Origin of the sequence: Streptosporangium sp. NPDC023615 (genome assembly GCF_040640155.1) — a bacterium.
In the GTDB taxonomy this organism is placed as follows: Bacteria; Actinomycetota; Actinomycetes; order Streptosporangiales; family Streptosporangiaceae; genus Streptosporangium.
Genome location: NZ_JBFABE010000112.1, coordinates 1 through 12,403 on the forward strand (window position 1 = coordinate 1; position 12,403 = coordinate 12,403).

Annotated in this window: 13 protein-coding genes; 6 read left to right on the forward strand and 7 right to left on the reverse strand. The window is 74.5% G+C overall.

All coding sequences use genetic code 11. From position 1 onward, the window contains the following. The coding region (locus tag AB0G16_RS37310; RefSeq protein WP_362815506.1) for a glycosyltransferase at positions 1-785 on the forward strand (785 nt) is incomplete at its 5' end. A 581-nt stretch (positions 786-1,366) separates the two neighbouring features. Here AB0G16_RS37310 and AB0G16_RS37315 read toward each other — a convergent pair. After that, the gene (locus tag AB0G16_RS37315; protein WP_362815508.1) at positions 1,367-1,978 is read right to left on the reverse strand and encodes a class I SAM-dependent methyltransferase; all 612 of its coding nucleotides are present in this window, start codon (positions 1,976-1,978) and stop codon (positions 1,367-1,369) included. A gap of 28 nt (positions 1,979-2,006) precedes the next feature. Further along, the gene (locus tag AB0G16_RS37320; protein WP_362815510.1) at positions 2,007-2,669 is read right to left on the reverse strand and encodes a TIGR04282 family arsenosugar biosynthesis glycosyltransferase; all 663 of its coding nucleotides are present in this window, start codon (positions 2,667-2,669) and stop codon (positions 2,007-2,009) included. A gap of 102 nt (positions 2,670-2,771) precedes the next feature. Between AB0G16_RS37320 and AB0G16_RS37325 the strand changes: the two genes are divergently transcribed. From AB0G16_RS37325 to AB0G16_RS37335, 3 genes are read left to right on the forward strand one after another with little or no spacing between them, the layout of a single operon-like run. Further along, positions 2,772-4,055, forward strand: coding sequence for a glycosyltransferase 87 family protein (locus tag AB0G16_RS37325; RefSeq protein ID WP_362815512.1), 1,284 nt, complete (start codon positions 2,772-2,774; stop codon positions 4,053-4,055). After that, the gene (locus AB0G16_RS37330) at positions 4,052-5,077 is read left to right on the forward strand and encodes an NAD-dependent epimerase/dehydratase family protein (RefSeq protein WP_362815514.1); all 1,026 of its coding nucleotides are present in this window, start codon (positions 4,052-4,054) and stop codon (positions 5,075-5,077) included. The genes AB0G16_RS37325 and AB0G16_RS37330 overlap by 4 nt, the downstream gene beginning before the upstream one ends. Next, complete coding sequence (locus AB0G16_RS37335) at positions 5,074-5,748, forward strand: glycosyltransferase family 2 protein (RefSeq protein ID WP_362815516.1); 675 nt, start codon at positions 5,074-5,076, stop codon at positions 5,746-5,748. The genes AB0G16_RS37330 and AB0G16_RS37335 overlap by 4 nt, the downstream gene beginning before the upstream one ends. 9 nt (positions 5,749-5,757) lie before the next feature. Here AB0G16_RS37335 and AB0G16_RS37340 read toward each other — a convergent pair whose 3' ends face one another. The 5 genes from AB0G16_RS37340 to AB0G16_RS37360 all read right to left on the reverse strand — a co-directional run bounded on the left by AB0G16_RS37340 (position 5,758) and on the right by AB0G16_RS37360 (position 11,461). Continuing rightward, positions 5,758-6,921, reverse strand: a complete 1,164-nt coding sequence (locus AB0G16_RS37340; RefSeq protein WP_362815518.1) for a hypothetical protein — start codon at positions 6,919-6,921, stop codon at positions 5,758-5,760. 122 nt (positions 6,922-7,043) lie between these two features. Further along, the gene (locus tag AB0G16_RS37345) at positions 7,044-8,360 is read right to left on the reverse strand and encodes a hypothetical protein (RefSeq protein WP_362815520.1); all 1,317 of its coding nucleotides are present in this window, start codon (positions 8,358-8,360) and stop codon (positions 7,044-7,046) included. Positions 8,361-8,369: 9 nt separating this feature from the next. Then, complete coding sequence (locus tag AB0G16_RS37350) at positions 8,370-8,762, reverse strand: hypothetical protein (RefSeq protein WP_362815522.1); 393 nt, start codon at positions 8,760-8,762, stop codon at positions 8,370-8,372. A 157-nt stretch (positions 8,763-8,919) separates the two neighbouring features. After that, positions 8,920-9,753: a copper resistance protein CopC gene (locus AB0G16_RS37355; RefSeq protein WP_362815524.1), complete on the reverse strand. Its 834-nt coding sequence runs from the start codon at positions 9,751-9,753 to the stop codon at positions 8,920-8,922. 385 nt (positions 9,754-10,138) lie between these two features. Further along, entirely contained in the window at positions 10,139-11,461 is a 1,323-nt protein-coding gene (locus AB0G16_RS37360; protein ID WP_362815527.1) for a PP2C family protein-serine/threonine phosphatase, read from the reverse strand. Positions 11,462-11,697: 236 nt separating this feature from the next. Here AB0G16_RS37360 and AB0G16_RS37365 point away from each other — a divergent pair, with 236 nt between their 5' ends. Together AB0G16_RS37365 and AB0G16_RS37370 are read left to right on the forward strand one after the other, a co-directional pair. Then, a complete protein-coding gene (locus AB0G16_RS37365) occupies positions 11,698-11,922 on the forward strand; it encodes a hypothetical protein (RefSeq protein ID WP_362815529.1) in 225 nt (74 codons plus the stop codon). Next, complete coding sequence (locus AB0G16_RS37370) at positions 11,919-12,332, forward strand: type II toxin-antitoxin system VapC family toxin (protein WP_362815531.1); 414 nt, start codon at positions 11,919-11,921, stop codon at positions 12,330-12,332. The genes AB0G16_RS37365 and AB0G16_RS37370 overlap by 4 nt, the downstream gene beginning before the upstream one ends. The last annotated feature ends 71 nt before the right edge of the window (positions 12,333-12,403 follow it).

Genomic DNA, 12,403 nt, shown 5'->3' on the forward strand with positions numbered 1-12,403 from the left:
CCGAGGCCGTGCGCGAGGTCGGCTGGGACGCGCTGCGCCACGAGCCCCTGGACGTGGTGATCTACCAGCGCCCGCACGAGATGGAGCTGGCCCGCGCGTGGCTGGGCCGCGACCTGCCCGGCGTGTACGTCGAGCACAACACCCCGGCCGGGGACGTGCCGCACACCCGCCACCCGCTGGCCGGGCGGGTGGACGTCCCGATCGTGCACGTGACGCACTTCAACGAGCTGTTCTGGGACAACGGCCGCGCGCCCACGCGCGTCATCGAGCACGGCGTCGTCGACCCGGGCCCCCTCTACACCGGGGAGCTGCCCCGGGCGGGGGTCGTGGTCAACGAGCCGGTGCGCCGTACCCGGGTGGCGGGCACCGACCTGCTGCCCCGGCTCGCCGGGGCCGCGCCGCTGGACGTGTTCGGCATGAAGGCCGAAGGGCTCGCCTACCCCGCCTACGACCTGCCGCAGGCCGCGATGCACGCCGAGCTGGCCAGGCGGCGCGTCTACCTGCACCCCTACCGCTGGACGTCGCTGGGCCTGGCGCTGGTCGAGGCCATGCACCTGGGCATGCCCGTCGTCGCGCTCGCCACCACCGAGGCCGTCGAGGCCGTGCCGCCGGAGGCGGGGGTGATCTCCACGAGGGTCGACACCCTGGCCGCCGCGCTGCGGGAGTTCGTCGCCGACCCCGGCCGCGCCGGGCGGGCGGGGTCGGCCGCGCGCGAGGCCGCGCTCGGCCGGTACGGGCTCGGCCGCTTCCTGTCCGACTGGGATCGCCTGCTGGCCACGATCTGACATGAGAGCCTGTCCCTTTCGCCCCAAATGTTCACTCATAGAGTGACATGGCTTAGGGCGACGGGACGGATACCACGAGTAATGATGCGGGAAGGGAAGCCTATCCGTATCCCATGTGATCTCCGCCCGGAGGTCCTCCGGACGACGGCCGCACCCGGAGATCGACGCGCCCCGCGTGGTCCCCGGCCCGGACGAAGGCCGCGCTCTCCCTCGGCGCCGTCTCGCGCCACCCGCACGTGCACGCCGCCACGTACCCCGCCGCTCCCGTCACCCCCGCCGCCCCCGGGGACTCCACCCAGCCGAGATGGCCGCGGCGGCGTTCCCGCCCGAGCCCCATGATCAGGCCTGTGGCGAACCCACGACCACGCCGCCGAGAGGGAACATCGCGTACTCATGACGATCGAAGAGGTCCACGACGGCCTTTCGGAGCGGGGCGGGCTTTCCCCGGGAACGCACGGCCTCCTCCGATGGTGCCCGTCCCGGACCGCGACCGACCGCACGGGGCCGACGGGAGCGCCGACCGGCTCCCGGCCCCCTCGCCGCGGAAGATCCTCCGCGGGCGTCGGCCCCGAGCGCGCCGGTCAGCGAAGGCAGGCGAACCATCTGCCGCGCTCGTGCCGGTGCTCCACGGTCGTGAAGCCACCGGCACGGGCCAGGCGGGTGATGTCGTTGACCGACACCACCGCCCAGCCGAACCAGTCGCCGACCACCCCGGGACGGCGCAGGCGCACCCGGTCCACGCGGCTGGCCGTGGCCGGTCCCGCCACCTCGACCACCACCTCGCCGCCCGGCCGCAACAACTGCCGCACCCGGCGCAGCAGGGCGTGGGGATGGCCCCCGATGCCGATGTTGCCGTCGGCCAGCAGGGCGCTGGACCACCGGCCGTTCCAGGGCAGCTCACCGAAGACGTCGCCGAGCAGCGCCACCCCTCCGGCCCTGCGGGTCAGCCGGACGGCCTGCGGCGTGACGTCGATGCCGAGGGCGGGCACACCGCGACGGACGAGTTCGGCGGTCAGCCGCCCGGGGCCGGAGCCGATGTCGAGGGTCAGGCCGTGGCAGCGGGCGAGCATGGCCTCGTCACCGGGGATCGACGCGAACCAGCGTGCGGCCTCCAGGGCGGCCCGGGTGCCGTCGGCGTACTCGATCTCGGTGTTCAGCCCGGTGAGGGCACCGGCGTAGACCTCACCGATCATCGTGCCGCTCCCACGGAGGCCCGGCCCGTCATCGTGCCGCTCCCGCGGAGGTCCCGGCCACGTCGCGCGCTCCCGCGGAGGCCTCACGCAGTGCGGCGGCGAAACGGGTCCCGGCCGCACTGGCCGCCACCCGGTGGGCGTCGTCGGCGGTGTCCACGTCGACGAGCTCGGGCAGGTGGAACACCCGCAGGCCGGACAGCCTCTCCAACTGGACCCGGCCGGTGTCGGGGCTGGACATGGGGACGCCCAGCAGGAGGGCGGGATCGGGGACGCGCAGGCCCAGGAGCCAGTAACCGCCGTCGGCGGCGGGGCCGTACACCGCGTCGTGGCCGGACAGGGCGTCGACGGCGGCGCGCAGGAGCGCGGGTGTGACCTGCGGGGTGTCCATGCCGATGAGCACCGCGGGCCCGGGACGCAGCCGGTGGGCGTCGGCGAAGGCCGCGGCGAGCCGCTCGTCCAGCCCGCCGCCGCGCTGCGGGACGACCGCGAAACCGGGAGGCAGCCACGGGCCGGGCAACCCCTCCAGGGCGAGCACGCGCTGGGCCGCGGGCGTGGCCGCCACGCACTCCAGGGTGTCGGCGAGCGCGGCCTCGGCCAGTAGGGCGGCCTGGGCGGGGGAGAAGGGGGGCGTCAGCCGGGACTTGACCCGTCCGGGGACGGGCTCCTTCGCGATGACGATGATCTGCGTCACGACAGGACCATATGGCTTACGGCCCGTCCCAACTCTTACGAGGTCGTTACGCCACCCGCCCGGACGACGGAGGCGGGGGCGGGCGGTGGCACGCTGAACGGCGTGAGGCGGTACATCCTTGGTGGCACCCTGCTGGCGCTGGTCGCCGTCCTGGTCCGTGTGGCGCACGGCCAGCCCGGCCTGTCGTGGTGGTACGCGTGCGCCTGGGCGCTGTTCCCGGCGGCGCTCTGGCTGGCACGCGGGCTGACCGGCCGCCGGGCGGGCGCCTGGGTGGTGGCCGGGGGGATCGCCGTGGCCGCCACGGGCCTGGCCGCCCCGCCGAGCACCAGCACCGACTCCTACCGCTACGCCTGGGACGGGCGGGTGCAGGCCGCGGGGTTCTCCCCGTACGACCACGCGCCCGCCGACCCCGCGCTCGCCGCCCTGCGCGACCCCTGGCTCTTCCCCGAGGACGGCGGAACCCTGATCAACCGCCCCGCCGTGCACACCATCTACCCGCCGCTCGCCGAGGTCTACTTCCTCCTCGTGCACGTGGTCTCGCCCGACGGGGTCCGGCACAAGGCCCTGCAACTCGCCGGCGCCCTGCTGTCGGTGGCCGTGCTGCCGGCGCTGCGGCGGCGGTGGGGGGACCGGGCGGCCGCCTGCTGGGCGTGGTGCCCGGCGGTACCCGTCGAGGCGGTGAACAACGCCCACGTCGACGTCCTCGGCGTGCTGCTGGTGGTCCTCGCCTTCTCGGTGACCCGGGGGCGCGGCGCGCTGCTGGGCGCCGCCGTGGCGGTCAAGCTGCTGCCCGTGCTGGCCCTGCCCGGCGCGCTGGCCGGCGCGCTGCGCGCCGGGATCGACCGGCGGCGGATCGCGGCGATCGCGGCGATCGCGGTCCCGGCCGCCCTGGTGGTCGTCCTGGCCTACCTGCCGTACGTGCTCGGCTCACGGGCCTCCGTGCTGGGCTACCTGTTCGGCTACCTCCAGGAGGAGGGGTACGAGGACCCGGGGGCGCGCGGGCGCTACGGCCTGCTGCGGCTGGTCGTGCCGGACGCGTGGGCCCCCGTCGCGGTGGCGCTCGTCATGGCCGCCGTCGTCGCCTACGTGCTGCGCCGGGGGAGCCCCGAGCGTCCCTGGGAGGGCGCGCTGCTGACCACCGGATCGCTCATGCTGCTCCTCACGCCCGGCTACTCCTGGTACGCCCTCCTGGTGGTGGCGCTCGCGGCCATGGCCGGGCGCCCGGAGTGGCTGGGCGTCGCGGCGGCCGGGGCGGTCGCCTACCTGGGCGGCCCCGCCACGGCCGCCTACGCCCTGGCGGCCGGGCTCGTGGTTCTTACGGCTTGCGAACGTCGGCGCCGGCGAAGCCCCGCGGCGGCCGTGCCGTCGCTACCGTCGGCCGGATGAGAGTGATGGTCACCGGCTCGGCCGGTTTCATCGGAAGCCACGTGGCGGAGGCGTTCCGGGCGGCAGGGCACGAGGTGAGCGGCCTCGACCTGCGGACCGGCGACGACCTCAGGGACCCCTCCGTCCTGGACCGGCTGCTGCCCGGCGCGGACCTGGTCGTCCACCAGGCGGCCAAGGTCGGCCTCGGGGTGGACGTCGCCGACCTGCCCGACTACGCCTCGGTCAACGTGTACGGCACCGCGGTCCTGCTGGCCGCGATGGCCAGGCACGACATCGGGCGGCTGGTGCTGGCCTCCTCCATGGTCGTCTACGGCGAGGGCGCCTACGGATGTGCCGAGCACGGGCCGGTCAGGCCGGGCCCGCGCTCGGAGGCCGACCTCGGCCGGGGGAGGTTCGAGCCTTCCTGCCCGCGCTGCGGCACGCCGCTGAACCCCGCGACGATCGGCGAGGACGCGCCGGCCGACCCCCGCAACGCCTACGCCACCACCAAGCTCGCCCAGGAGCACCTGGCCGCGAACTGGGCCAGGGAGACCGGGGGCCGCGCGGCGGCGCTGCGCTACCACAACGTGTACGGCCCCCGCATGCCGCGCGACACCCCCTACTCGGGGGTGGCGGCCGTCTTCCGCTCCCTGCTGGAGGCGGGGCGGGCGCCCAGGGTGTTCGAGGACGGGGGCCAGCGCCGCGACTTCGTCCACGTCCGCGACGTCGCCGCCGCCAACCTGGCCGCCGCCCGCGCCCTCGCAGCTCCCGCCGACCCCGTCGTTCCCGTCGCCCCGGGCACGTCGGCCGCCTACAACGTGGCCAGCGGCACCCCGCGCACCATCGGGGAGCTGGCGGCGGCCCTGGCCGCCGGGCGCGGCGGCCCCGCGCCGGTCGTCACCGGCGAGTACCGGCTGGGGGACGTCCGCCACATAGTCGCCTCTCCCGGCAAGGCCCGCGCCGAGCTCGGGTTCCGGGCCGGGATCGGCTTCGAGGAGGGCGTCAGGGAGTTCGCCACCGCCCCCCTGGGAGCGGCGCCGTGACGGTCGAGGTGATCCTTCCGTGCCTGAACGAGGCGTCCGCCCTGCCCTGGGTGCTCGCGCGCATGCCCGACGGGTACCGGCCGCTCGTGGTCGACAACGGCTCCACCGACGGCTCGGCCGCGATCGCCGCCTCGCTCGGCGCGCGCGTGGTGCGGGAGCCGCGACCGGGATTCGGCGCGGCCTGCCACACCGGGCTGCTGGCCGCGACCGCCGACGTCGTCTGCTTCATGGACGCCGATGCCTCCCTGGACCCCCGCCAGCTCCCCCGCGTCGCCGATCCGGTCCTGGGCGGGCGGAGCGACCTCGTGCTCGGCCGGCGCAGGCCGAGGGCCCTCGGGGCCTGGCCGCCGCACGCCCGGCTGGGCAACGCCGTGATCGCCCGGGGCCTGCGCCGCCGTACCGGGGTCGCCGTGCACGACCTCGGGCCGATGCGCGCCTGCCGCAGAGCCGCGCTCGCCGATCTCGGCCTGGCCGACAGGCGCTTCGGCTACCCGCTGGAGATGGTGCTCCGGGCCGCCGCCGGCGGCTGGCGCATCACCGAGGTCGACGTCGACTACCTCCGGCGCGACGGGCGCTCCAAGGTGACCGGCACCCTGCGGGGGACCCTGCGGGCCGTCGCGGACATGCGCCGGGTCATGGCCGCCCAGGGCACCCCGCCGGGTCTCGCCTGACGGCGGGGGTCAGTGGCGCGGGGCGTAGGCCGGGTACGCGGTCAGGTCCACGTCCGCGTCCGGCCACCGGCGGCGCAGCGCCCGTTCCGCCCGGCGGGCCCAGGAGGCCAGACGGGGCAGCACCCGGTGGTCCTCGGCGACGCGCGCCGCGCTCTCCAGGACCGAGACCATCTGGACGCGGCTCGGGTCACCCGGGGGACGGGCGTCGAGCCGCGGGAAGCGGACGAGCCGCGTGGCGGCCCAGGTGAGGCACGCGGCGGCCAGGCCCGAACCGAACAGGCGGTCGTCGCCCGCCTCGGGGACGGACCGTGCCAGCGCGCGCCGGTAGTGCGCCTCCAGCCCGGTCGTGACCGGGTCGCGGACCGTCAGCCACGCCGGACCCGGCACGTACAGGCACACCACCGAGGTCAGGGTGTGCCGGTAGCCGGCGAACTCGAAGTCGACGATCCGCCCGTCGTCGCCCGCCACCAGGAAGTTGTTCGCCTCGGAGTCCCCGTTGGTCAGGCAGAGGAAGGGCCCCGGATCGGCGATCTCCGCGAGTACCCCCGTCAGTTCGCGTTCCGCCGGCCCCGGCAGGGGCACGCCGAACGCCGCGGCGTGCCCCACGGCGTGCGGCCAGCAGCCGTCGGTGTCCGGCCACGTGGGGACCGCCCGTACGCCGGCGGGCCCGAGCTCCGACCGCCGCGCGCGGTAGAGCTCGGCGTGCCCGGCCGTGGCGGCGCCCAGCTCGCCCAGTGCCCGCGCGAAGGACACCAGCCCCGCCGGCGGTGGTTCCGCGCCGCGGTGACGCAGCACCCGGTCCAGCGGCGCGCGGGGAGCGAGGTCCTCCAGGACCAGGAGAGGCGCCGTCGCGCCGGCCGCCAGCAGCCGGGGAGCGAGCACGAGCCCGAGGTCCTCGGCGAGGAAACGCAGCGCGGCCCGCTCGGTGGCGATCTGCCGCGGATCGGCACGCAGCCCGCCCGGGTCGTCGCGCAGCCACTTCACGATCACCGACGCGGGCAGCCCGGCTCCCGGATCGGCCAGGTGCGCCCGCAGGACCGACCACGGCGCCAGGGGCTCCAGGCGGTCCAGCGTCACCGGGACGTCGAACGCCTCCGTCAGCAGTCCCTCCAGCGCGGAGCGGGTGGGCGGCCGGGAGGAGGTGGCGGGAGGACCCGCCGGGGGCGTGGGCATCCCGGAATGATCTCAGGCGGGCGACGCGCCCGCCAGAAGGTCCCGGAGGGCCGGGACCCGGCCGGCGGCCCGGGTCGACCCGGGCCGGCCCGGGTGGTCGGCCCGGGCCGGCCCGGCTCGGGTCAGCCCGCGAAGAGGAGGAGCAGGCCCACCACCGTGTAGGCCACCATCAGCACCAGGAGCGGGATCTGCCCGATGACGGCGGTCCGCCGCGGGAACAGGGCCAGCGCGCGGTCATGGGCGAGCACGGTGCCGATCACGTGGCCGACGACGATCACCGTCACCTGGAGCATGGCGATCCCGGCCGGGGAGGTGCCGGCCGCCTGCACGGTCCACCCCGCCGTGCCCAGCCAGTCGGCGCCGGTGACCAGCGGGTCGGAGAGCAGGGAGAGGGTCCGCTGGCCTTCGAGGAGGAGAAGCGTGTAGTAGTGGGCGACCACGTACCCGACGGCGATCGGCACCACCGCGTGGGCGAGCTCGTCCGCCGTCGTCCCCGGCCTGGCCGCGCCCCACCGGCCGGCGAGCGAGGTCGCGCCGCGGTACGCCGCGAGCACCAGGCCGATCACGGTGAGCAGGCCCACCGTCCCCATGACCGGAGCCGGCACCGAACTCTCCTGCACGAAACGCACCCAGACGGGGGCGTTGGAGAGACTGTCGTACATGGTGGAGCCGAGGAGCACTACCACCAGCACCGTCAGTCCCGGCGCGGGCCGGAGCCCGGCCATGCCGTCCAGCGAGTTGCGCCAGGTCACGACGCCGTCAGGACCCCTCACCACCGGGGCGAGCCGGCCGACGAGGGTGCTGTAGACCTCGAACGCGTCCGCGTGGCCGAACCAGCGCGACCCGAAGAGCACGGCCCCCCCGAGCATGAACACGACGTACGCGGCGAGCCAGGCCCCGATGACGGGCAGGGTGGCCCGCTCGGGGGCGACCAGTTCCAGCCAGACGAAGGCGAGGAGACCACCGGCGGCGGGCCAGTGGCCGAGTCCCGGCGGCAGCGGGCGCAGCCCGGTGCCGGGGTCGCGCCCGAGCGCCCGGCAGGCCAGCAGGTGCAGCGTCCGCAACGGGTTGAGGACCGGCCACACCGGCCCGAACAGCAGCGAGAGCGGCACCAGGCCGACCCAGAACAGGACGTAGAACACCCCCGCGGTGGGGTTCTCGACCCGGTCCGGGCCGAAGAGCAGGCCCACGCAGAAGTACGCCGCGGCGACGAGCCCGGCGACGCGCCAGAACCACGGCCACGCCCGCGCGGAGACCACCCTCTGGACCGGGGATGCCAGCGGGCGGAGGTGAGGGACGCCGGTGCCCAGACGCGGTTCGGTCCACAGGGCACCCAGCGCCACGAACGACACCAGCAGGGCGAGGATCGCGCCGGTCAGCGCGGCCGAGAACGGGATCGGCAGGTCCTGCCGGCCGCCGATGCCGTGAGCCAGGAGCATCACGCCGGCCTAGCGCACCACGAGCTGGAACAACTGCAGCTCCGAGCCGTGGGTCTCGACCTCGAACAGGCCGTCCCGGTCCGCGACGAACTCGATCGTCGCGGGGGTGCCCGGCTTCAGGTCCGCCGCCTTGTCGTAGCCGTGGACGTGCGCCACGTCGGCCGCGTCACCGGTCACCGTGATCCGTACCGTCTGGCCCTTGGCCACGTCGATCCGTCCGGGCGGGGGCGTCACCTGCCGCCCGGCGATGGTCACCGTGATCTCCTTGACCGCCGAGGCGCCGGGGGCGGGGGGCGGGGCGGGCGAGCCGCAGGCCGTGACCGCCGGCAGGGCCGTCAGCAGGGTCACGCCGAGCGCGAGCGCGGCGAGCAGCGGGCGGCGGCGGTCGGAGGGGGGCGTCATGACTTCTCCTGGGGGGTGGGGTCAGGCCGGCGCGGAGGGCGACGGATCGGTACGCGGGCCGGCATGACGGCGGCATGGCGGCGACATGGCGGCGGGTATGACGGCGGGGTCGGCACGACGGCGGCGTGGTGGCCGCGGGGCCGGGGCGGGCGGCGGATCAGCGTCGCTTGGCTCTCCCGCCCGCCTTGGCGCCGCGCGGCGCGGTCGCGGATCGGCCCCGGGACGTCCCCGCCGGCGGCCCGGCGGGACGCCGCCGGACCTCCGCGTCACGGGACGACGGCGATGGCCGCCGTGCCGCCCGCAGCACCATGAACCCCGCGCCGGCGACCAGGGCGGCGGGCAGCAGCCACACCGACAGGTCGAAGCCCGGGGCGGCCCGGGGTGCGTCCGACGACGCCGACGGCGTGCCCTGCGGTGTGCTCCGCGGGACGGCGGGGGCGGCCGCTCCGGCCGAAGGTACGGTGGCGCCGGGTTCCGCCGGGCCGAGCAACGCGGGGTCGGGCTCGTTCGTGGGGGCCTTCCAGCCCTTGGGCGGTTTCGACGTCCTGCCCCTGTAGGTGAACCTGACCTCTCCGGTGACCTTCTCGCCGTCCGAGGCGATCGACACGTAACGGGCGACGTACAGGCCCTGCTCCGGCCAGTACGCGACCGGGACGGTCGCCGGGAACCCGGTGTGGTAGAGCTGCGGCTGCCAGGTGCCGTCCACGAGGTTGTACTCCGTGACCGGCTCGTCGAGGCGTTTGGGCTCCCCGTGCGACCACGGACGGTCGACGCGGGCACCACCGGGGGCGGTGACGGAGAAGTACGCGTTCGAGGCCGGCTGTTCGGTGAAGTAGAGCGCGAGCGACTCCAGCGGCTCGGTCACCGTGCTGTCCTTGGCCGGCGTCGACATCGCGAGCTGGCCGTGCGCGGACGCGGGGGTCGCGAGGACGGTGAGCGCGACGCCGGCGACGACGACCAGCGCGAGCAACTGGCCCAACCAGCGCGTCATCGCCACCTCTACTCCCCAGCGGAAGGCCCACCGGCCGTGAGAATCGCAGGCGATTCCGACCGATCCGAGTTAATTCCCCGAGAGTAACCGCTTTTGTATTCCATGAACAGAAGATGGGCGTTCATCCGGCCGAAGGGCGTCACTCTCATGAACCCGTTCGGATACGGGCGTCCTGTCCTTCGCGGCCCGCTCGGAGGAGCCGGGCCGCTCGGGACCGGACGCGGGACCGTCGCCCCAGGCGCGGGTGACGGTGGTCGGCCGGCGGAACGAATCTCACCCGGGTCGGATTCGTGATCATCGGTATCCCGGGGTTCGCGGGCGCGATGTCCAGAGCCTCCAAGGGCAGCCGGCGAGCGTCCCGATGCCTCGACGGTCCGAGGATCCGTCAGCCGAGGGCCGGTATCACCGATTCGGGCGCCGCGCCCGCCGGAGGCACCCGTTCGCGGGCGTTGCCGTGCCATTCCAGCATCAACACCGTGGCGTCGTCCTGGAGACGGCCGTCGTGGTGGTTCAGCACGCCGCGCACCAGGCGGCGCAGGGTCTCGGGCGCCGGCAGGCCGTCGGCGGTGTGGCGGATGATGAAGTCGACGAAACGGCTCAGGCCGAACTCCCGGCCGGCGGCGTTGCGGGCCTCGGTGACGCCGTCGCTGTAGAACACCACCCGATCCCCGGGCTCCAGCTGCGTGTGGCACGTCATGATCGGCAGGCCCAGGTCCAGGCCCAGCGGGTGGGCCGGCGGGCATTCCAGTGTGGTGACCCAGCGGCCGCCGCGGATCACCACCGGCGGGTGGTGGCCGCGGTTGACCCAGGAGATCACCCCGGTGAGGGTGTTCAGGTCGGCCAGGATCGCGGTGACGAAACGGGTGCCCTGGCCGAACTCGGTGATCAGGGTCTGCTCGATGGCCTGGCTGTTCGTGGCCAGGTCGGCGCCCTGGCGGCGGTTGTTGCGGCAGGCGGCCACCGCGAGGTTGGCGGTCAGCCCGGCCGAGACGTCGTGGCCCATCGCGTCGAAGATCTCCAGATGGACGACATCGCCGGTCAGGGCGTAGTCGAAGGCGTCCCCGCCGACCTGGTAGGCCGGCTCCAGTGCCGCGGCGATGCTCACCCGGTGGTCGGCGAAGGTCAGCGGCGGCATCAACGTCCACTGCATCTCCGCGGCCACGTGCATCGGCCGGGTACGCACCAGGCAGGCGTAGGAGTCGCTGCAGGGGCGCTTGTCGACCACCAGCAGCGCCACCAGCGACGCCAGATCGCGCATGTTGTCCCGGCCCTGGGCGTCGGAGCCGTCCTTGACGCCGACACGAAGCACTCCCAGGCGTTCGGTGCCGTCCAGCAGTGGCACCCACCACCGCCGCACATTCTCATCGCCGCCCTCGCCGCCCTCGCCGCCCTCGCCGCCCGTCTCGGTTCCGGCCAGGAGCCGGATCTCCTGGAAGGCCCGCCCGGCCAAGGTGGCGTCGACTCTCAGCTCGGTGATCTCCTCGCACGCGCTCTCCCCGCCGCTCAGCCCCTCACCGGTCAGCAGGCGCAGCACGGTGTGCTGCAGGTCCGCCAGGTAGATCAGCACCTCCTCCAGGCCCGCGGACGCGGCGTGCTCGGCGACCAGGTCCGGCAACTGCTCCCAAGCCGCCAGGTGACCGGCCCGCAACAGCCCCACCAGCATCCGCTCGGGGCCCGGGGAGGCGGTCACCGCCGCGCTACCGCCCATGCATCCACCCCATTTCGCCGACACTCCGCTTTTGTTGGCATATAAGAGGATTATCCGCTTTGCCGGATAATTGCCGTGGACCGGCCTGCCGTACCGGCAGGCACCTCCGGCCCGCCCGCCCCCGGGCGGCCGCTTTCCGGGTGCCGCGACGGAGGCCGATATGGATCCCAGGGCCGATCCGAACGGTGAGGCCACCTCGCCATGCGAGCATGCAATCTGCATGCTACAGTGCATGCATGTCCATCATACAGATTCGGGATGTGCCCGAGGAGACCGAGCGGACGCTGAAGATGCGGGCCGAGCGTGAGGGCAAGTCGTTGACGGCGTACGTGCGTGAACTGCTGAACGAGGAGGCGGCCACCCCGACGCCGGACGAGGTGATGACCAGGATCGCCGCCGACGAGCCGGTGCCGTACGATCCCGACTTCGTCCGCGAGACGCTGCGTGAGGGCCGCCGGTGAGCCTGGTCGTCGACGCCTCGATCGTCTTCCGCCTGCTGGCGAACGTGAAGGGCGACGACCTGCTCCGTCAGCGATTGGCCCGCAGGCTGCACGCCCCCGCGCTGATCGACGTGGAGATCACCTCAGTGGTGCGCGGACATGCGATCACCAGCAAGCCGGAGGTACGCATCTCGGAAGAGCGGGCTCAGATCATGCTGGAGCGCTACGCCCAGCTTAAGATCGTCCGGCATCCGATGCTGCCGCTGCAACGGCGAGTGCTGGAACTGCGCAATAACCTCACCGCCTACGACGGTATGTACGTGGTCCTCGCCGAGCTGCTGGGCGTGCCGCTGCTCACCGACGACGCCACGTTCGCCGGCGCGACCGGACATCGGGCGGAGATCCACCGCTACCCGCCACCGCCGGCGTAGATCCTTCTGCGACGCGTCGGCCTGGACGGGCCACGGCGGGTACCACCGGGTTCTCCGTGATCTCGGTCATC

What these genes read in the sequence shown, in the direction of transcription:
- AB0G16_RS37315 (WP_362815508.1), bottom strand. Translation starts at nt 1,978, where the DNA reads ATGATCGGTGAGGTCTACGCCGGTGCCCTCACCGGGCTGAACACCGAG.
- AB0G16_RS37330 (WP_362815514.1), top strand. Translation starts at nt 4,052, where the DNA reads ATGAGAGTGATGGTCACCGGCTCGGCCGGTTTCATCGGAAGCCACGTG.
- AB0G16_RS37340 (WP_362815518.1), bottom strand. Translation starts at nt 6,921, where the DNA reads ATGCCCACGCCCCCGGCGGGTCCTCCCGCCACCTCCTCCCGGCCGCCC.
- AB0G16_RS37345 (WP_362815520.1), bottom strand. Translation starts at nt 8,360, where the DNA reads ATGCTCCTGGCTCACGGCATCGGCGGCCGGCAGGACCTGCCGATCCCG.
- AB0G16_RS37350 (WP_362815522.1), bottom strand. Translation starts at nt 8,762, where the DNA reads ATGACGCCCCCCTCCGACCGCCGCCGCCCGCTGCTCGCCGCGCTCGCG.
- AB0G16_RS37355 (WP_362815524.1), bottom strand. Translation starts at nt 9,753, where the DNA reads ATGACGCGCTGGTTGGGCCAGTTGCTCGCGCTGGTCGTCGTCGCCGGC.
- AB0G16_RS37360 (WP_362815527.1), bottom strand. Translation starts at nt 11,461, where the DNA reads ATGGGCGGTAGCGCGGCGGTGACCGCCTCCCCGGGCCCCGAGCGGATG.
- AB0G16_RS37365 (WP_362815529.1), top strand. Translation starts at nt 11,698, where the DNA reads ATGTCCATCATACAGATTCGGGATGTGCCCGAGGAGACCGAGCGGACG.